Genomic DNA, 20782 nt, shown 5'->3' with positions numbered 1-20782 from the left:
GGCTGTACATTATTTGATCAGATAGAATGCAGCGAATTTTACATTAAAGATTGGGGTATGATTCACCCTAGCCAAATGTAGCCAGACAATTTACTGAAGAAGTGCCTATTATGCTTATTCATTCACTTTGGCAGTTTGCAGTCAACTCACCCAGCTTATCGTTATTTATATTAGGCTCTATTTATTTAATATTAAGTATCTTTTTAAGCATTAATGTCTGGATACGAAAACAAAGTATAGAGCAGTCGCTGGTTTACAGTGATATTCAACGGTTACCCTTAAAGTCTTATTCTAAGTCTCCTCAGTCCATCTGGACCCAGCTTTTTCAAACCGTATCTATTTTTGCTCTTATTATGGCTGGAGCCAGTTATACATCAGCCTTCATTTTAAATTTATAAAAGTAGCTTACCTCGTTTATTTTTCATGTTTAAGGCACCATCCTTGGTGCCAAAGTATTGGTTAAATACTGAATTATCAAGCCTTGTAGTGTTAGCGATTATTAGCTGAACAATTAACTGTCTGGCGTACTAACCTGGCAACGGAACTTATTAATTAGCGGATTAGCATAAGCTTGAAGCCACCAATGGCGCCACGTCTCAGGACATGATGCCAAACGTTGCTCAAACTCTTCTCGCTTTGCTTTTAAATCAAGGCCTGGAAAATGCGCTTCTAAGGCAGGAGGATTGACATCAATATATGCCTCTTTAACATGCTCAAATGCAAAGAAGTTAGAAGGATGTAAATAATAAAGCGAGTGAATCTGACGATCTATTTCATTAGCAACGTCCGTTGCATTTAGGTATTCCTCTTCTAAACACGTCCCAAACGAAACATGAACATGACCTTTATTCCCGGTAATTCCTCGCACAATACTGTTCACATCTTCATTTTCAGCTTTATCATACTTACCGTGCGCTGCTCGATAAGCTAACTCTCGTGCCTTTAAAATGTCACAGGGATCATATTCATAAGAAACAGCAACTGGAACGATATTCAACCGTTGAATCTGCTCAGCAAAGCTTACTTCCTTGTCTGTTTGGGCCATCAAAAGCATCTTTAGAATTGCGGTATCCGTTTTGTCATTACTGTCTTTAGAACGTCCTTCACGCTGCGCAATCCAAATAGATTCAAAAGTATTCAACGAGTGGTTGATATAAGCAGAAAGCTGCTTATAAACCGCCAACTTTTCTCTTCGGCCTTTAACAGAACGCTTAACAATAAAACTTTTATTCAAGCGCATCAGATCACTAACATAAGGACGACTTAGCAGGTTATCCCCAATCGCAATACGCGGGGTCTTCATACCATGATGATAGAGTGCGAAGTTAACGAATGTTGGATCCATAACAATATCCCGATGATTACACATAAAAAGATAACCACGGGCATTTTTAAGTGACTCTTGTCCAGAGTAAGTAACTTGCGATGTATTTTTCTGGATATTACGATCAATATAGGTTTCCAGTACATCCTGTAATCCAGCAACATCTTTAACGTGACGCAGCTCTTCCCGAAGCGCAATACGCACCATATACTTTAAAGCGGGCTGTAAAAACTCAGGGCACTTGGGAAACTTTAGTGAAGTCATTGCACTTATAAATGCACTATCGCCCAATAAGCGATCCAAAACCCCTCTTACCTCATCATCGTGATAAGGCCTGATATCATCGAAGTTGTCCATGCAACAACGGTCCACCTTCTCAATGTATTAACAACAAAGTTATTCGTTTTTCCTGCAATACTAAATAGCTATAACAAGCTATACATAGGACTGAAGAAAGTATTGTCCAACATAGTACTACTGAAGAAGTTCGCCATTATAGTACAAGTCAGCCATAATTTTCTGTTAATCACATAGATAGGTTGTTATTAAATGGAATCAATGCAATGGCTCACATTACCATGCCCCTATTGTGGTGAGCCATTCTACACTGCAATAGAAGCACTTTGTGATGTTCAAGACTTTGTTGAAGACTGCCAGATATGTTGTCGCCCTATTCGCTTAGTGGTGGGTTATGATCCGCTCCAGCAGCAACCTGATGTAAAAGTACTCACACTAGATGAGTGCTAAAAAGTGCTGAAGAATTGACCTCTATCATAACAACACTTGGGATGCCCCCACCTATCCGCTATAATGCGACCGCTGTTTACTTTGTCTTCATACACCCATGAACGACCATATCCTTGTTATGACAATCAGCAGAGGTTTTTATGCAGTTCTTCCATCTGGCACGCCTTCTCTCTCTTACTTTTATTTGGTTGTCTCTGCAAATTTCTGGCAGCTTGGCCAGTGAGTTATCTGATCTTGAGTCATTAGCCAAACAAGGTAATCAGGCGGCTCAAGTGGCAGCAGGTCAAGCACTGTTTACTGGCAGCATGGGAGAAGCAAACTATAAAAAGGCTATCAGTTACCTTAAGCCAGCGGCTGAAGCCGATCACCCAGTAGCAAAACGTCTACTTGGATTGGCTTATATGGAAGGTAAAGGAGTTACCAAGGATGAGAAGTTTGGTATTAAGTTATTAAATGAAGCAGCCAAGCTGAAAGATGCTCAAGCTCAATACTATCTAGGCCATGCTTTACACAAAGGTATTGGTATCGATGCCAACCTGATTACAGCCTATATTTGGTTAAGCCTAGCCAGCGAAGCTCCTAACCCACACCAAACTGATGCCCAGGAGGAAGTTTCAAGAATCAAGCGTATCCTCGCACCAGGACAAATTGAGCAAGCCAATGCTATTCTCGCCAGCTTAAAACATCTCTATCTTCAACAAAAAACTGAACAACCAAACGATATTCAATAAATGATAATAGCAATTTCCTTTTAGCATTCATCGCTAACAAAATACACGCTTTTCATATTTAGCGCTGCAATCATCCAAGATCATGATAACAAGCTTCCAGCAGCGCTTCAGCACGCTCATCGACTAACAGTGCAGCACCCATACTATTCGTCACAAATGAAAAGCCAAGCTGGCGGACAGGATCTGCCATAACTAATGCACCACCAGCACCCGGGTGACCAAAGTTTTGTGGAGCACCAAGTTGTCCACCGGCATATGACTGATGCAGTAAAAACCCTAAACCAAACCGGGTTGGGCAAGGTAACACCGCATCATGGCCAGAAACAAATACTTGAGTTGCTAACGCTATTGTCTCTGGCTTTAGTAACCTGGATTCTTGACTTGATAAGTCTGCCATAATTTTGGCTAATGCTCGGGCTGTTGAGTGGCCATTGGCAGACGGTAACTCCATAGCTCGCCATTGAGGCCAGTTGGTGCTGGTCATGATAGTCTGAGGATTAGTGAAGCTTCGTGCCGTAATGCCTTTAGGTCGACTCAGCAACTCTGCTAAAAGGCCTTGGGGATTTTGATCCGGTTGATTTAATCGCATCATCGTAGCGATACGTGAGGTTACATGCTCTGGCACACCAATATAAAACTCTTCCTCATACTCTGTTTTGACAAGCTCACGCCAATAGTTACCAAGAGACTCACCCTGTATACGTCGAAATAACTCACCTGCTATCCAGCCAAAGGTGACTGGCGCATAACCATGCTTAGTCCCTGCAGGCCACCATAATTCGGCCTGCTCAATGTGGTTGACCATTGCCTGCCAGTCAAATAAATCATCAGACGACACTTCATGCTTAAAAGCGGGCAACCCAGCTTGATGAGTTAATAAATGCTGGACTGTAACTTGGCTTTTATTATTTTGAGCAAACGCTGGCCAGTAATACACGATTGGCTTATCCAGCCATAACTCTCCTTTTTCGTAGAGCTGGAGCAAGCTAACGATGGCAGCGACTTTGGTACACGAAAAAATATTTACCAAAGTATCTTGGTGCCATACCTCTTGCTGAGCCTTATCCATATGACCAGCCCAGATATCTACCAGCATGTCACCTTGGTGACAGATACTTAATGCTGCACCATGCTGGTTTTCCATCAGCTGTTGAAACAACGTTTTTAATCCATGAAATCGTTCTTCATAATAGCCTTGCACTACAGGTGTCGTAATTTCAGGAGTTTGCATAACTAAGAAAATCCATTAAACCTTAGAAAAAAAATTTTTTTAGCCGTACTCACTATGCTGGCTGAATTTCTTGTTGAAAAGGCGGCAGCGATGAAAGAATTGCTTTTCCATAACGTTGAGTAACAATTCGACGATCAAGCAAAGTAATAATGCCTTGATCTTTTTCATGCCTCAATAGCCGACCACATGCTTGAACCAGTTTCGTGGCTGCGTCAGGTACCGTAACTTGCATAAATGGATTACCCCCTCGCTGCTCAATCCACTCTGCAAGTCCCGCTTCAACCGGGTTGTCAGGTGCGGCAAAAGGTATTTTGGCAATAATCACATGCTCACAATAAACACCTGGCAAATCAATACCTTCAGCAAAAGAGGCTAAGCCAAAAATCACACTCGCTTTTTGTTGATCAATACGTTTTTTATGACGGACAATGATTTCCTGCTTACTCAGCTCACCTTGCATCAAAATTTTATCCTGCCAAGCCCCAGACATTTCAACATAAACATCTTCCATTTGCCGGCGCGATGCAAACAAAACCAAACTACCTAATTGAGTACTCAGTAACTCAGGCAAATAATCAATAATAAATGCAGTATGTAATTCAGGATCTTTAGGCGTACATGGCATTGAAGGTATCACCAGTCGTGCAGCTGCCTGGTAAGGCAATGGGCTTGGTACAACCACAAAATGTGTAGAGTCAGTAACACCCGCTCGCATTTTAAAACGATCAAACTGGCCCAGTGCAGTTAATGTAGCTGAAGTAACCACCGCGCCAAAACAACGATTCCACAAGTTTTGCCGTAATGTTTTCGCGGCCAAGATAGGGCTACAGGATAACTCCAGATCAGTCTGTCCACCTTGTCCATGCCAGGTTACCCAGCGTGCATTAGGTGGTGCTTCAGCATCATCCTCCACACTGTATACTGTCCACAAATCAAAGTTGGCCTCAGCTCTTAACAATAATACGCCGGCTAAGGCATACCAATTCTCTAACTCATGCTGAGGAATAATATAATTTTTTTGATCAAGCAACTGCTTTATCTGTTCACTCACACGCCCCAAAATATCCACTAAAAGGGCAAAATGAGTCTTAATAATACCTGCACTTTCGCGTAATGCACCAGGTAAGACACCATGCGCAAAACGATATTGAGGTATAACCTGCTCATCTTTACTCGGCAAAAGAGGCATTATTTGCTGCTGCCAAATAAGTAAGTCCTGCCTTAACTGCTCACAGGCTTGCTCTACACGAGGTATAAACTTCTCAGCACTTGCCCGCTCAATCACTTCATGATCCCGCATCTGCAGTAATGATTTAGGAAGCTGCTCTAACCAGGCACGTGTACTATGTATTTTCGAGTTATGATTAAAATGGTTTAGCGCTTTATCCGGTAAGTGATGTCCTTCATCAAACACATAGAGTGTCTTACTTGGTGCTGGTAGCACAGCACCGCCTCCCAGCGCTAAATCAGCTAAAACCATATCATGATTAGTGACAATAACATCTGCCTCACCAAGTCGCTCTCTTGCTTTAAAAAATGCACACTGGTGAAAATAAGTACAACGACGATTGCTACACTGCACATGATCTGTAGCCACTAGCTGCCAGGTTTTATCTTCAACAACATCAGGCCAGCTATCACGATCGCCATCCCAACGACTACTGGCAAACTTATCCAGCATGGTTTGATAAGTCTGTCTGTCATGAGGTTGATCGGTATTGAGTAATCCAGCAGCCACGAATAAATCTTGGGTCACTAGCGTTGAGGCGCCATCATGCAAGATGTTATCAAGCTTACTTAAACAGACATAACGGCCCCGCCCTTTTGCTAAAGCAAAGCTGAATGACAAACCACTATTTTGTCTGATATCTGGCAGGTCTTTGAATAAAATTTGCTCTTGAAGGGCAACCGTTGCCGTTGCAATCACTAACTGCTTTTCATATTCCTGGGCAATAGGAATCATCGCGAGTGCATAAGCTACCGTTTTTCCTGTACCGGTCCCTGCCTCAACAACACACACGGCAGGTTCTCCAACACGCTGTCCCTCATCATCTTCTTCAATTTCCCCTATCGTTTTTGCAATATCAGCAATCATAAGCTTTTGACCATAGCGCGGCCTTAGCTGTTTGCTGTTTAAAAAAGCACGATAGGCATCTTGAATCACTTGTTTTAATGATGAACTCAGCATACGACCCTCATAAATTGCCTGCCTAATGATAAGGCAATTTTGAGTAATTTGCTCACCAGATATTCACGCAACTGTTAGCAGCCTAGAGACAAAAAAGCCTTACTGCTAACAGCAAGGCTCATGAACGATAAAGCTTAACATTTTACAATAGGCCAATAAACAGATTAACCGTAATACTAAAAATACTTACTGGCCCTTTGCTAAGGCTACAACAATATACCCTTTCTCAGCAATACAACATATGATGACTAAGAAGGTTATTAGTTGTTACAACGACGCCATACCAGACTGTATTGATGAGTCAGTTTACCTTCAATACTGTCTACCCCTAAAACACCACCTGCATCACTTGCAGCCATACGAGTTTTAGCTAATTGTAGCTTGGTTTGAAGAACAACAGGCGCAGTTGCACCACAGGCTGACCAAACAAAAGCTTCCAGGTCCAGACTATCAGATACCATGATATCTTCACTGACCGGTCCACGTGTTGATTGCACAAAGCCTGCTTCTAAACGCTCACCTTGGAAACGATAATTCGTTTTAAATTTACCGATAATGCCACGATCTAGATCGGCATAGCCACGGTAGTTTACATCTGCAATCGTGTACGAGTAACCAGATGGTACATGCAGGTTAACCCGCAAATCACAGCTTTTACGCTTATCAGCCCGGCTAAAATCAGGGCCAATACCCGCTATATACTCATCAAATGACACACCAAAGTTCAGCCCACTATCTGCCACAGATACACCAACAGACCCCTGAGGACAGCCACTACCACCATAAGTGATATCTTTTACATAAACCTGACCATGAGGAGGTGTCACAGGATCTGTCTGTGCTTGTGCGATTGAAGTGGAAAATGCAACGGCAACGAAAAGAGATGAAGTCCCCAGGACTTTCAAGCCTGATTTTTTAATCATGTTATAATCCTCACCTTTCCATGTGGATGAGTTTTTATATAATCTGATGCTTTTTTTCTTACTTCTGCACTAGCCTAGTATGCTCTTGATAACATTTTTTTAAAAATAGGTTTACATCAATGAGCAAAAATACATGCACTTAACATACACAGCATTTGTCAGTGAATAAAAGGGATATTCCCCAAATTAAAATCATAGGAAAATAAGCATACGTTAAAAGCCATTAAGGCTAAGTGGTGAATAACACCCTTGCTATTTAACCTAAACCTTACTTGTGAAGCTCCCTTTCATTCCTTTTTTCAGCTTATGCAGACATAAAGCGTATAAAACAAATCACTAAACATTTTTAGTAATTGTTAACGCGAAAACAATCTAACACACTGTACAAAAAATACAACAATTGTTTACCAGTAGCAAAACCCTTAATTTAGCACAATTTCATTAAGCTAGAACAAATTAAGTGTTTTGCTTAGATGCTTACAAATAGCGAAGTTTTGGCAAATTATTAGGCTTCACATTTTTTCCATAAAAGGCCATATTCATGGGTTAATTTACCTTCTACACTATCAACACCTATTGTGCCTCCTGACTCAGGTGGCGTAAAGCGAGCTTTTTTGAGCTTCATTCTTGTCTGCAATACCAATGGTGCTGTCGCACCACAGCTTGACCATACAAAAGACTCAAGGTCTAAACTATCAGTATAAGTAAAGTCTTTTTCTATAGGCCCACGCATATTTTTAACGAAACCTGCCTCAAGCGCTTCCCCCTGGAAGTGATATGTTGATGACATCGAGGCAAAGATGCCCCGATCCATCTCAGCATAACCCCGATAAGTCAAATCTACGACAGTATAAGCGTAGCCAGCAGGTACTTTTAAGTTAACACGCAAATCACAGCTTTTCCGTTGATCTGCTCGGCTAAAACCATCACCAATACCTGCAATATACTGGTCAAAAGAAACACCAAAGTTCAAACCATTTGTCGCAATGGATATACCTACACTATCCTGCGGACACCCTGTTCCTCCATACACGATATCTTCTATATACACGCTACCCTCTGGTGGCTGGTCTGGATCTACTGCTAAAACCGTGTTTCCAACCAATAAAGAGCTTATAGCACAACATACTACTACAGAAGTTTTGTTGAAAATCTTTTTCATATTTATGTCCTTTTAACGATTTCCTTCAACTAAAGACATGACAAACACTTTTACTCCGTTAATTAACTGCATTGCCATGTAAAGCTTCCTACTATGCAGCATACGCCTCACTTTATATGCACGTTCAGCAAAGGCTATACATGTACCTAAAGCGAAGGGTATCCCCATTTTTTCGTAGTTGGCAAACATATCTTAAGCATTTTTTTTAAATGAATACTATCAAACGTGCTATGTATAACATGAAAAATAAAAGCCCACAGGATTTTAAGTATTCCTTTAACTAAGCCTGCGCTCATTAATTGTCCTACCAGTTTACGATAGGTAATCCCTAAAAGCAGTTCGTTATGGGTATATACCCTTCACGAATCATTTTTAGAGTTTGTTGTCAGCACTCTTCACCCCAGTCACTTATTAATATAAGCTCCGGGGGCTTCATCGCTTGACGGCCGCCCCTAAAAAACCTTCGTATTGGGTATATATTTAACTTTAATATTATTCACAGCAATAACAATTAAAATGCAAAAGACATTTTTTATGTAGTTTTTATTTAAACTAACTTGCCGCAATTTATCACAGAATTTTTAAAAAACAATAATTTTGTGACCCTCATCTTATCAATAATAAAATCCAGCTGCATAAAATTTGTTTTTTCACAAGCATCTGGAAGTGAGAGACAGCCCCAGAAGACTCTAAAAGGCGCCCCTAAAAATAAAAAGTCATGGACATTTACACTACTCATGCGTATAAAAATGCAACAAATCATCATCATGTTATTAGTTCGATATGTCACTATCTATAAATGCTCCATGTCCTTGCAAAAGTGGACTCACTTACCAAGAGTGCTGCCTGCGTTTTCTAAACAAAGAACAAAGCCCTGAAACAGCGGAGCAGTTAATGAGGTCTCGTTATACGGCTTATCACCAACAACGTGTTGATTATTTAGTCAATACAACTCACCCAGATCAACAACCTTTTCTTAACCGGCATGAAATACAACAATGGGCTCAACAAACAGATTGGGTAGGTTTAGAAATCATTCATTGTTTATTTGGTCAACCTACTCACCCTTATGGTGAAGTAGAGTTTATTGCTCATTACCAACTGAAGTCTTCACATCAATCAAATCAGTTACATGAAAATTCCACATTCAGCTTAATTGACCAAAAGTGGTATTATATCGATCCACATACAGCCCCATTGATCAAAGTTAAAAAGTTAACGCGTAATGATATTTGCCTTTGTGGAAGTGGCAAAAAATACAAGAAGTGTTGTATGCGTAATTAAGTTTTACTCCAACGCTGACAATAAACCCGACTAATATCTTGAGCACACATCAGAACAGCCTCGCGGACCCGTTAAGGTAAGCGCTGTGGATAGCTCACATAAAAACCCTTCGTTTTGGGTATATAATAGCTAAATTGACATGCCTACTTTACGTACTAACTCCATTAAACGTTGGCAAAAACCCGCTTCAAAATCGCACCAAGCCAATACACGAACTTGTGTTCCTGCAACAACACTCAGTGCTGGCATATCAATCACACAGGAGACAGGACTCCTGGCAAAATCAGTTGAAACTAAATTATTATCATCAACTCGCAAAATTCCTCTCAATAAGCCATTGGCAGCCTTGATAAAAAGACTACCCACCTCTTCTGCCGTGGTATTGCAGCTTACTTCAAAGGTCCCCTCAACATAAGAGGGACCATACAATGGTAGATGAATTACATTACAGTTCAGCCGATTCGCAAGTTCAGGAAAAATAAGTTTGTTATGTATTTTTTCAAAGCGCTGGGGAATTATCGCATTACCTGGATGCCTGAAACGACATGCAATAGGGTCATAATCTTGGGGTGAAGGAATCAAAGGTTTAGCCACAGAAATTGCACCATGAGATACACCTAATCCATCGTGTAATACTTTCAAAATAGGCGCATATGACTGAGTTAACCAATGGCCTGAAGCCACGAGGTGGTGAGCAGAGGCGTTATATAAATAGTCATTAACCCCCATCACAATATTTAACACATTATGGTGCATTGCACCTGCAATAACGACCTTTCTCACTCCTTTTGAGAGCAACTGTTTTATTGCAGATATATCATTTGAACTTTCATCACAGACAATAACAACATCAACCTGATAACCCCGCCAATCTACATCCAAGATTGAAGTTTGACGAGTAAATCCAAGACACTGGTCGTCGATTTTTAATGAAACGTCCTCGGTAACTTGTATATCTGCCCAGGTAGCATTAGAGTCTTCATAGGTTAATAAATGTGCAGCTAATGATGGCTCAATGCTACTGTCATTGATATGCACAATATCCAGTTCGGGCCAGCTCCAGGCTGCACGCAATGCAGTACGCCCCATGCGACCAAATCCGTGTAATCCGACTCGCACTGTCACCCTAAGCTCTCCAATTTGCTGGCCAACTTACCGGCCAATCTGCAGGCTGTTTTACCATCTTAACCCTAACTGCTGGAAACAAACGCTAAGCGTAACGCTGACACCTTAGCAGAGCAAACATTATTTTCCCCTCCTACCCTGCTCGCTTGCCAAAAAACACATTTGTGAATAAAACAGGGAAACTGTCGCGGAAATACATTTTAAATAGTAAAAAATTAGACAATTATTATTGTTATTTTCTATGTATTGACCACATTTTGCCCACAAGTAAGTAAAAGTACTTATAGTGGTTTACCCATATTGGTCATTATAGTCGTGCTCTTTCCAAGAAAAGGGCCTCGTCTTGCAGTTTTCTGAGTTGTTTAAACCCAGAAGATATTTGTTTTTGCTGATAATTTGCACCAACAACGCAAGCCAAGATAACTACAACGCGATGAGGTAAACATGTCAATACTAAAAAAACTATCCTTTGGAATGATCGGTGCCAGCCTAGCGGTAACCTGCCTGACCAGCACCACAGCTTTTGCCAAGCAAGAGTTCATTACAATTGGAACTGGAGGAGTAACAGGTGTTTACTACCCTACAGGTGGTGCTATCTGTAAATTAGTCAATAAAGGGCGTAAGGAGCACGGCATTCGCTGTTCCGTAGAAAGTACAGGTGGTTCAATCTACAACCTGAATACCATGCGCGCTGGTGAGTTAGACTTAGGTGTGGTTCAGTCTGACTGGCAGTATCATGCTTACAATGGCAGTAGCGAGTTTAAGGCTCAAGGTCCTTACAAAGATCTACGTGCAGTCTTTTCTTTACATGTTGAAGCATTCACAGTTGTGGCCCGTAAAGATGCAGGCATCAAGACGTTTGAAGACCTAAAAGGTAAGCGCGTTAATATTGGTAACCCAGGCTCTGGTCAACGGGCCAATATGGAATTACTGATGGAGAAGTACGGCTGGACAAAAAAGGACTTCAAACTCGCGTCTGAGTTAAAGTCTGCTGAACAGGCGGGTGCTCTCTGTGATAACAAAATTGATGCCTTTGTATTTGTTGCAGGCCACCCAAGTGGCTCCATCAAAGAAGCAACAACAGCATGTGAAACGATGGTTGTTCCTGTCACAGGTCCAGTCATCGACAAGCTTTTAGCTGACAACAGCTACTATGCAAAAACCGTCATTCCTGCAGGGTTGTACCAGGGAAATGACAAGGACATTCACACATTTGGTGTTGCGGCAACAATCGTCTCTTCTACCAAAACCAGTCCTGAAATTATTTATCAACTTACAAAAGCGGTATTTGAAGGATTTGATGACTTCAAAAGGCTTCATCAGGCATTTTCAAGCCTGAAGAAAGAAAGTATGGCTAAAGATGGACTTTCCGCACCCTTACATGAGGGCGCAGCTAAATACTTCAAAGAAGTGGGCTTGATCAAGTAATCACGCTCGCCCTTCTCGAGCCGGGGATAATACTACAATAACTATTACACTCCCCGGCCAAGCGCCAGACATATTTTCCGCTTTCGTAATGACAGGCTAGTAATTATGACAAATACGAAAGAATCCAGTCAGACGCTTGATGCCAATCTAGAGCAAATGGTCGCAGAGGCTGACAGTGGTGCTCGGTCCCCTAAAAACTGGACGGGTTCACTACTGTTTTTTGTGCCAATCTGTTGGTCATTATTTCAGCTCTGGATTGCATCGCCCATTCCCTATGACTTAGGGTTTGGTGTTTTTGATGCGTCTGAAGCAAGAGCCATTCATTTATGTTTTGCTCTGTTTTTAGCTTTCACAGCCTACCCGGCATTTAAGCGCTCTCCACGCTTTTACATTCCGTGGACAGACTGGTTATTTGCAATTCTGGGAACTGCCAGTGCTTTTTATCTGGTCATGTTCAAAGATGAGCTTGCCTCACGCGCAGGTGCTCCCATTACCGCTGACTTAGTGATGGCGGGCATTGGCATGTTACTGTTACTTGAAGCAACTCGCCGTGCACTGGGCCCTCCACTGATGGTGGTTGCCAGCGTATTTTTGGTTTATGTGTTTGCTGGCCCTTATATGCCAGACGTGATTGCCCATAAAGGTGCAAGCTTAAATAAAGCACTTTCACACTTTTGGATTACCACAGAAGGGGTTTTTGGTGTTGCCTTAGGGGTAGCCACAAACTTTGTCTTTTTATTTGTGCTTTTTGGCGCACTCTTAGACCGGGCTGGAGCAGGTAATTATTTTATTCAAGTTGCCTTCTCTCTATTAGGCCACTTACGCGGCGGTCCCGCTAAAGCAGCTGTGGTTTCATCTGGGCTAAGCGGTATTATCTCTGGCTCATCAATTGCTAATGTGGTGACAACAGGCACCTTTACCATTCCACTGATGAAGCGGGTTGGCTTTCCTGCTCATAAAGCGGGTGCTATTGAAGTAGCGGCTTCCACAAATGGTCAGCTTACTCCTCCCATTATGGGGGCAGCCGCTTTCTTGATGGTCGAATATGTGGGTATTTCCTATATTGAAGTCATTAAGCATGCCATCTTACCTGCAGCTATTTCGTATGTTGCTCTGTTTTATATCGTGCACCTTGAAGCGGTAAAAGCTGGTATGGAAGGTCTACCCCGGCGCCAGCCTACCACCTTTACCCGCTCACTACTTTCTTTTACTGGCTCATTCTTACTGCTCTGTATTATGACCGCTGCGGTCTACTATGGAATCGGCTGGGTCAAAACGGTGCTGGGCGACTATGCCATTTGGGCAGTAGGTGCTGCTGTTTGTGTTGGATACATAGCACTCGTTGCTTATTCAGCTAAATACCCAGAGCTGGCCATAGATGATCCTAACTCTCCCTTAGTCAGCATGCCTGAAGTGGGCCCCACCGTAAAAAGTGGTTTGTACTTCTTATTACCCATTGTGGTTTTAGTCTGGTGCCTCACGGTTGAGCGCTTTTCACCTGGCTTGTCAGCATTTTGGGCAACGGTCTTTATGATTATCATAGCGGCTACTCATAAACCCCTAAAAGCGGCATTCCGAAAACAGGCAGACTTACACAAGCCACTGGTTGAAGGTATCCATGACCTTTTCCATGGTACAGCCAATGGTGCTCGTAACATGATTGGCATTGGTGTTGCCACTGCTGCTGCAGGTATTGTCGTGGGAGCTGTTACCCTTACTGGTATTGGCTTGGTTATGACGGAATTTGTCGAGTTTATTTCGGGTGGTAGCATTCTACTGATCCTGATCTTTACTGCGATCATCAGTCTTATCCTGGGCATGGGCCTACCGACAACAGCTAACTATATTGTGGTATCCACACTGATGGCTCCCGTTATAGTAACGTTGGGCGCACAAAACGGGCTTATCGTGCCACTCATTGCTGTTCACCTGTTTGTGTTTTACTTTGGTATTCTTGCAGATGACACCCCCCCCGTGGGATTAGCCGCTTTTGCTGCAGCAGCCATTGCGCAAAGTGACCCCATCCGAACAGGTATTCAAGGGTTTATCTACGATATTCGTACCGCAATTTTGCCATTCATGTTTATTTTTAATACACAACTGTTGCTAATTGGTATTGATAGCCCTCTTGAACTGATCATCACCGTTATCGGCGCTTTAATGGCCATGTTGATTTTCGCAGCGGCAACCCAAGGTTACTGGCTGATAAAGTTACGCTGGTATGAAACCTTAGGACTGCTCCTTGTTGCCTTTACGTTATTCAGGCCTGGTTTCTGGTGGGATGAGTTTTATCCTCCTTTCCTGCATACATCAGCTACTGAAATTACGACTGTTGCAGCAGAACGTCCTGAAAATAGCCAACTGCGCATGCGAGTGTCAGGTGAAACCTTTGATGGTGATGTGGTCGAAAAAACAGTTTTATTACCCTTAGGTGAAAAAGCAAGCGGTGCTGAGCGTCTTGCTCATGCAGGCCTTGAAGTCATCACCAAAGATAATAAAGTGATTGTCGATAATGTTGAGTTTGATAGTCCTGCAGCTAAAGCCAATATCGACTTTGATTGGGAAATTTTATACATAGAGTTACCTAATAACCGACCCGCTAAAGAGTGGATGTACATACCTGCAATACTCTTATTGGCAGTTCTCTTTGGTCTACAAAGAAGGCGAAAAGCACTGTTTGAGAAGGTAACAACTTAAATAAAATTTAACTACGACTGCCGTTTATCCGAAACTAAATCCGCTGTTCTACGTATTGATTATTAACAGTAAGTCACCTACTCTCGAAGAGCGAGATGAATTTCAGGACTAGGGCAAACGGCCCATGCCACTGCGGCACTCTCTCAATGGATGAGACTGCTTCAGTGGTTTTTTTTTAGTACTGTGATGACAACTTCCATAAAAATGATTAGCCATATACAGAAGTAAACCAGATATAATACAACTAAGTACTTGGCTTACATACATTGCTGTTTTATAGGTCGCCCAATGTACAAAAAAATATTGCTCCCGCTGAATATGAATGAAACTGCCCTGATAAAAAAAGCACTCGCGGCAGCTATTTCTGAAGCAAAAGCCCATAATGCCACACTTCACCTCTTTAGCTCGATACCTGGTTTTAACATGCCTATGGTATCAAGCTACTTTCCTAAAGATGTTATGCTCAAAGCTTTAACGGAGCTTAAGCAGAAGTTAAAGGACTATGCCCAAGCAAATATCCCTGAGGATATTAATGTCACAATTGGCGTCGGGGAAGGCAGTGCTCACAAACAGATTCTTAAGGAAATTGAAAAGGAAAATATCGACCTTGTTGTAATTTCCAGCCATAGTGGCCGTAAAGTTGGCCAATTTTTCTTAGGGTCCGTCGCCTCAAAGATTGTTGAGCATGCCAAAACTAACGTAATGGTAATCAAAGAGTAATCAGTGTTTTACAAGGTGATGTCATGTACGAACATTTAAAAGGAATGGGTATAACCCAGTATGATCGAATTGAAAAATATGCGCTACGCACTGAAGCTGATTATGACACGCTAAAAATCTACTACAAAAAAGAAAGAGGTGCGCTTTTTGCCCGTAGTGAAAAATTTAAATACCCACGGCAAAAGAAAACAGTCCTGGTAGATAGCGGCACCCATAAATACAAAAACGTTACTGAAATATCGCCTATCTTACGACAGGTAGTTGAGGAGCTGGACCAAATTACCAATCAGGAAAAGGACATGAAGGATCTGAAAAAGAAAATTCTTGATGACCTTCGCCATTTGGAGAAAGTTGTCGCACATAAAATTTCTGAAATCGAAAACGACTTGAACAGGCTATAACTGTTCATCGATGAAAGAATATTTATTAGTAGCAAAGGCTGTTCTTACACCTGCAAAGCGTGTCGGGTTGAGTATACCTCTACCATGGGCATACTTAATCTGACACACTGGCTCCCCACTATTCTTCTACACGAAGGATGAGCCTCAAATGCGTGTTAAAAAAGTACCAGTTGCTCTCCACAATCTTGACTGCGATCTCTTAGCCCAACCCCAATACCAATCAACCTAACTGCTTTGCCTTCCCCACGTTTAAACGCGTATTCTGCCAGTGACTGAAAGGCAGCCACTGATAACTGTGAAGTATCATGAGCAAGCCAACGCTCTTCATATGTCGTTTGCGTAAAGTCGCTAAACTTAAGCTTAACAAAGCGCTTATTCATCTCATAGCCTTCGTCAAGACTCCGCTCTAGCCGTTTACACAGAGCCTCATACAAACTAGGCATTGACTGCTGGACTGCAGCTAAGTCGGGCAGATCCTGACTAAATGTATGCTCAACACTCAACGATTTGCGTCGGCGCAATGGCTGGACGGGTCGCTGGTCTATACCCCGGGCTAACAAATAAAGGCGCTCACCAAAGACGCCAAAGTGCTGCTTTAACTTGGCAGTGCTTACCTGTTGTAAATCTTCACAAGAAGCAACGCCTAACTGATGCATTTTTTTTGCCGTCACCTTACCGACACCAGGCAGTTTGGCCACAGGCAGCTTCAAGATAAAATCATTAATCTGCTCAGGGGAGATGACAAACAAACCATCGGGCTTTTGCCAGTCACTGGCAATTTTAGCTAAAAACTTATTAGGTGCGACACCTGCTGACACCGTCAACTGCTCACGCTCCCACACCTTTTGTCGTATAGCCTGAGCGATTAATGTAGCACTGCCTCGACAGAGTTGACTTAAGGACACATCTAAATAGGCTTCATCCAATGATAGAGGCTCAACGCGATCAGTATATTCAAAAAAAATCATGCGCAGTTGTTGTGAAACCTGTTGGTAAAGCGACATTCTGGGCTTCAGAATTATTAGCCCTGGACAGAGCTGTAGCGCTTTGGCAGATGCCATTGCTGAATGAACACCAAATTGTCGTGCTTCATAATTACATGTTGCAATAACACCTCTTCGCTCTGGTGAACCACCCACAGCAACAGGACGCCCGACTAATTTCGGATTCTCTCTAATCTCAACCGCCGCAAAAAAACAATCCGCATCAATATGAATTATTTTACGGTCTTGAGACTCATGCATGAGTTACCACCTCAATGACCAATCTCATGTTTATCACGTTAAGTCCAGTCCACTCCTGATTTACTTTATTGTATACCTAAATTACATGGCTGCTGTTATCCAGTAACAGTCCAGAGGTAACGTTACGCTAATAATTCTCCTCCAATCACGCCGAAAATCTTCGAAAAAAGGATACATTTATGCGCATTTTTATTACATAATTACCATGATTTTTTATAAGGGAAAACCGTGGCCTTAAAGTTGCCACACGAGGTCTTGGAATGCAAAAGTACTATAAAATAGTTATCGCCGATGATCACCCTTTATTTCGTACGGCACTTCGCCAAGCCGTTTCTACTGGTATCAGTAACACACATCTTATAGAGGCAGAAAGCATTGATAGTTTACAACACATACTCGAACAGCAAACTCAGATCGATTTAATCCTGCTAGATTTATTCATGCCTGGCGCCCATGGTTACTCAGGTCTGCTCTTTCTGAGAGGAAACTATTCAAGCATCCCCATTGTCATTGTTTCAGCTTTGGAAGAGCCCCAAGTCATTCAACAAACTATTGCCTACGGAGCTTCAGGATTTATTCCAAAGTCATCATCGTTGAAGACCATTTGTACTGCTTTACAGACAGTGTTGAATGGTAATATTTGGATTCCCGAGTCAATCGATCAAAGCCAGCATCCCGTATCTGACCCACAGCAGGAAAAACTGGCAGAGCAAATAACGACGCTCACTCCTCAGCAATATAAAGTACTTTCAATGCTGACTGAAGGGAAACAAAATAAGCAGATTGCCTTCGAGCTAAATCTATCTGAAGCGACCATAAAAGCCCATGCAACAGCAATTTTTAAAAAACTGGGCGTACGCAATCGTACTCAAGCAGTGATTGCAATTAAACAATTTAAACTTGAAAATCCAGCACTATTCAGTGTCATGGAGAGTTAACCGTACCTTATAGGTAAGCGGCTTATTCATAATCTACAGGGACGCAGATTATTCATAAGAACAAATAAGACACATCGTTTATATTGAATGAACAAGCATGTTTAACACAGAGTGGAATAACTATTCGAAGAACAACTCCCTTCACTCAAGTCGATATACTTTATTTCACTAACATCACGGCAATAAAATATATTACCCGTTCTAATATACCTCAGCAACATTAAAACAAGGCTTCTGTAACGTGAGCCTTAAACTCTGGAATAAATACTACAAAAAATGTACAGCCAACTTAATACAACTCCATAGCCATTTATCGAACAACCATAGTTATCCTTTTGTTCAGTTATCCCTGTGCTAATCTTTAAGAAAGTCGTTTGGTATACCATGATCAGTTAATCATTATGTCTATAGTACACACGTATTCAAGATTCAAAGTGATAAGTTGTTGTTCAATAGACATAGTATATGAAGTAGTACTTTAAATACCTGACTCCCTATGAAAACACTTGAGACTTTACTGCAGTATAATAAGTCTATTAGAGCTATCGGTTACAACGATACGCCCTTCAATCGTACTCAAGATAATAAAGTCAATATCAGTGGTATTGTTTGTTTAAATACGCGCTTTGAAGGCATGTTGTGGAGTGAGGTGACATTAAATGGAATGGATGCTACTGAAACTGTTGCAGAGCAACTGATCAACAGTACATTTTATCCTCATATCCATGTTCTGTTATTTGATGGTATCAGTATGGCAGGACTCAATATTATCGATTTACCCCTTTTAACAAAGTGGCTGGCTCGCCCTTGTATCTCTGTCATGCGCGAACTGCCTAATATGAGGGCTATTCAAACAGCCTTGACTCACTTATCAGATACCCATCAACGCTTTGCGACTATGTGTAAGGCTGGCAATATTCATAAAAGTGGTGACTTCTATTTTCAAGTACAAGGCACCTCACCAGGTATTGCAGCAGCAACCCTTCACCGATTATCTGATCAATACAACATGCCCGAAGCCTTAAGAATTGCACAACTTATCGGCGCCGCAGTTAAAACGGGACACTCCTCAACAACTAAGCATTTGCAACAGATGCCGTGTATGACTGCACTGCTTCCAATGTCTTCTGATGACAGGCTTGAAAAGCATTAAGTGTTGTTAATTTGGGGCTTGCCTGCTTAAGTTCATGCTCCAAGCTTTCAGCAAGTACATATAATTGTTGAGCAGAAATATTCGCGGCTACACCTTTTATACTATGCACTAACATAAGTGCCTGCTTATACTGAACTTGCTTTACCATATGATTCAACCGTGTAGAGACCATTGCAAAGTCATCTAAGAATAACTCAAGCATAGAGCAGTACATAGCATGGTCTCCGTCCAGTCTCACCATAGCATCATCAATATTGAGCAATGCCAATGATGATGTTGAAGCAGACTTTGTTATCATACTGTCCTCATGATCAAGTCGCGTTAACGACGGCCTAACGTCAGGTCCAACTGCACTCAACCACTTCAATAAACATCGGTACAACACTTCTTTTTGAATAGGTTTGGTTAAATAGTCATTCATCCCTATCGCTAGACTTTTTTCTCGATCACCTTCAGTCACATTCGCAGTCATTGGAATAATAGGTAATATCTCTGCAGAAAAATGTTTCCTTATCTGTTCAGTCGCCTGATAACCATCCATTATCGGCATATGTACATCCATTAACACTGCATCGTATCGTTGCTGTTTAACTTTCGAAACAGCCTTCTCACCATTGCTTACAACATCTGTTACGATACCTACATTCCTGAGCAATTTAGATGCTAAAAGTTGATTTACGTTATTATCTTCTACCAACAGTATTCTTTTTCCAAACAACCCATCATAATTTTCCTTATCGTCACGAGGTAATTCTAAAAGCTGCTCCCGCCGCAGGGCATGAATTAGCGCTTTTAGTAATGCTAACGATGAAAATGGTTTTGACAAATAACTACATGCTATTCCTTTTTGTTTTTTGCCAATCAGTTTTATTTGCTGATGAGCTGACATCATAACCACAGGTTTATTTGACTCTGGGTAGTTTTTCACGAGTCTATGAATAAAGTCCAAACCATCCATTTCAGGCATGTCCCAGTCAACTAACAAAACATCTATTGTATTATATGCTTTAGCGATTTTATCAAGTGCTTCTTGCCCAGATGAACAATAATCAGAGTAAACACCAAAACACTGAAGCATATCAACCACAACTTCAGCAAAGAGTGGATCATCATCGACAATTAATACATTACATCCTTTGACCAAGCCAACCATGTGATAATAGGCCGCATCACATGGTGGTTCGACCAACTCAAAGGGCAATCTAACAGTAAATAATCCACCTTCTTAGAAGGTGGTTTTGCTTTTAACCCCCTGAAAGGGGGCATTACATCACCCTCTCAGTAGGCTAACAAGCTATCCCCTACAAAAAACTAATTACTAAAAATCAAATTGTTCTTGTCGTCTTTCAAGCTGTTCTTGATATCTGACATAATTTTTTATCATTTCTGCGTTCAAACCAACTGTATCTACACAATAACCTTTAGCCCAAAAATGATTTCCCCAGTAAGGCCTTTGTTTCAAATATGGAAACTGCTTAAAAACTCT

General features: G+C 41.6%; 19 protein-coding genes. 10 read left to right on the top strand and 9 right to left on the bottom strand.

Annotation, left to right across the window (positions count from 1 at the left end):
* Positions 1–110: 110 nt before the first annotated feature.
* On the top strand, positions 111–398 hold the full coding sequence (locus F607_RS0111045; RefSeq protein WP_027708133.1) for a hypothetical protein: 288 nt from the start codon (positions 111–113) through the stop codon (positions 396–398).
* Positions 399–511: 113 nt separating this feature from the next.
* On the opposite strand, the gene F607_RS0111040 is transcribed toward F607_RS0111045, so the two are convergent.
* Positions 512–1681 (bottom strand): 1-acyl-sn-glycerol-3-phosphate acyltransferase, encoded by a 1170-nt coding sequence (locus F607_RS0111040; protein ID WP_027708132.1) that lies wholly within the window; start codon positions 1679–1681, stop codon positions 512–514.
* A gap of 192 nt (positions 1682–1873) precedes the next feature.
* Here F607_RS0111040 and F607_RS0111035 point away from each other — a divergent pair, with 192 nt between their 5' ends.
* Together F607_RS0111035 and F607_RS0111030 are read left to right on the top strand one after the other, a co-directional pair.
* Positions 1874–2071, top strand: a complete 198-nt coding sequence (locus F607_RS0111035) for a zinc ribbon domain-containing protein (protein WP_027708131.1) — start codon at positions 1874–1876, stop codon at positions 2069–2071.
* Positions 2072–2211: 140 nt separating this feature from the next.
* Positions 2212–2802, top strand: coding sequence for a tetratricopeptide repeat protein (locus F607_RS0111030; RefSeq protein WP_027708130.1), 591 nt, complete (start codon positions 2212–2214; stop codon positions 2800–2802).
* A 70-nt stretch (positions 2803–2872) separates the two neighbouring features.
* Here F607_RS0111030 and F607_RS0111025 read toward each other — a convergent pair whose 3' ends face one another.
* The 4 genes from F607_RS0111025 to F607_RS0111010 form a co-directional block, all read right to left on the bottom strand.
* Entirely contained in the window at positions 2873–4033 is a 1161-nt protein-coding gene (locus F607_RS0111025) for a serine hydrolase domain-containing protein (protein ID WP_027708129.1), read from the bottom strand.
* A 52-nt stretch (positions 4034–4085) separates the two neighbouring features.
* Positions 4086–6221: an ATP-dependent DNA helicase DinG gene (gene dinG / locus F607_RS0111020; RefSeq protein WP_027708128.1), complete on the bottom strand. Its 2136-nt coding sequence runs from the start codon at positions 6219–6221 to the stop codon at positions 4086–4088.
* A 260-nt stretch (positions 6222–6481) separates the two neighbouring features.
* A complete protein-coding gene (locus F607_RS0111015) occupies positions 6482–7144 on the bottom strand; it encodes a DUF4360 domain-containing protein (RefSeq protein ID WP_027708127.1) in 663 nt (220 codons plus the stop codon).
* A gap of 505 nt (positions 7145–7649) precedes the next feature.
* Positions 7650–8306, bottom strand: a complete 657-nt coding sequence (locus F607_RS0111010; RefSeq protein WP_027708126.1) for a DUF4360 domain-containing protein — start codon at positions 8304–8306, stop codon at positions 7650–7652.
* A 783-nt stretch (positions 8307–9089) separates the two neighbouring features.
* Here F607_RS0111010 and F607_RS0111005 point away from each other — a divergent pair.
* Positions 9090–9590 carry a YchJ family protein gene (locus F607_RS0111005; RefSeq protein WP_027708125.1) on the top strand — a complete coding sequence of 167 codons (501 nt, stop codon included), beginning with the start codon at positions 9090–9092 and terminating at the stop codon, positions 9588–9590.
* Between the two features lie 129 nt (positions 9591–9719).
* Here F607_RS0111005 and F607_RS0111000 read toward each other — a convergent pair whose 3' ends face one another.
* The gene (locus F607_RS0111000; protein WP_157365432.1) at positions 9720–10715 is read right to left on the bottom strand and encodes a glyceraldehyde 3-phosphate dehydrogenase NAD-binding domain-containing protein; all 996 of its coding nucleotides are present in this window, start codon (positions 10713–10715) and stop codon (positions 9720–9722) included.
* Between the two features lie 444 nt (positions 10716–11159).
* Between F607_RS0111000 and F607_RS0110995 the strand changes: the two genes are divergently transcribed.
* From F607_RS0110995 to F607_RS0110980, 4 genes are all read left to right on the top strand, one after another.
* On the top strand, positions 11160–12143 hold the full coding sequence (locus F607_RS0110995) for a TAXI family TRAP transporter solute-binding subunit (protein WP_084611203.1): 984 nt from the start codon (positions 11160–11162) through the stop codon (positions 12141–12143).
* Between the two features lie 105 nt (positions 12144–12248).
* Complete coding sequence (locus F607_RS0110990) at positions 12249–14840, top strand: TRAP transporter permease (protein WP_027708122.1); 2592 nt, start codon at positions 12249–12251, stop codon at positions 14838–14840.
* A gap of 288 nt (positions 14841–15128) precedes the next feature.
* A complete protein-coding gene (locus F607_RS0110985) occupies positions 15129–15560 on the top strand; it encodes a universal stress protein (protein ID WP_027708121.1) in 432 nt (143 codons plus the stop codon).
* A gap of 23 nt (positions 15561–15583) precedes the next feature.
* Complete coding sequence (locus tag F607_RS0110980; RefSeq protein ID WP_027708120.1) at positions 15584–15961, top strand: DUF3461 family protein; 378 nt, start codon at positions 15584–15586, stop codon at positions 15959–15961.
* A 155-nt stretch (positions 15962–16116) separates the two neighbouring features.
* Here F607_RS0110980 and dinB read toward each other — a convergent pair whose 3' ends face one another.
* Positions 16117–17205 carry a DNA polymerase IV gene (gene dinB, locus F607_RS0110975; RefSeq protein ID WP_027708119.1) on the bottom strand — a complete coding sequence of 363 codons (1089 nt, stop codon included), beginning with the start codon at positions 17203–17205 and terminating at the stop codon, positions 16117–16119.
* A gap of 260 nt (positions 17206–17465) precedes the next feature.
* Between dinB and F607_RS0110970 the strand changes: the two genes are divergently transcribed.
* Positions 17466–18143 (top strand): response regulator transcription factor, encoded by a 678-nt coding sequence (locus tag F607_RS0110970; RefSeq protein ID WP_027708118.1) that lies wholly within the window; start codon positions 17466–17468, stop codon positions 18141–18143.
* A 496-nt stretch (positions 18144–18639) separates the two neighbouring features.
* Positions 18640–19296 (top strand): endonuclease dU, encoded by a 657-nt coding sequence (locus F607_RS29260; protein WP_084611202.1) that lies wholly within the window; start codon positions 18640–18642, stop codon positions 19294–19296.
* Here the strand turns inward: F607_RS29260 and F607_RS0110960 are convergent.
* On the bottom strand, positions 19220–20449 hold the full coding sequence (locus F607_RS0110960; RefSeq protein WP_157365431.1) for a response regulator: 1230 nt from the start codon (positions 20447–20449) through the stop codon (positions 19220–19222). The two genes, F607_RS29260 and F607_RS0110960, sit on opposite strands and share 77 nt — an antisense overlap.
* 165 nt (positions 20450–20614) lie before the next feature.
* Positions 20615–20782 (bottom strand): transposase (locus F607_RS29255; RefSeq protein WP_038291056.1); only part of this gene is annotated, 168 nt, incomplete at its 5' end.

Origin of the sequence: Zooshikella ganghwensis DSM 15267 (genome assembly GCF_000428585.1) — a bacterium.
Lineage (GTDB): Bacteria > Pseudomonadota > Gammaproteobacteria > Pseudomonadales > Zooshikellaceae > Zooshikella > Zooshikella ganghwensis.
The sequence above is the reverse complement of the archived record's forward strand: the minus strand, read 5'-3'. Positions and strand labels throughout refer to the sequence as shown.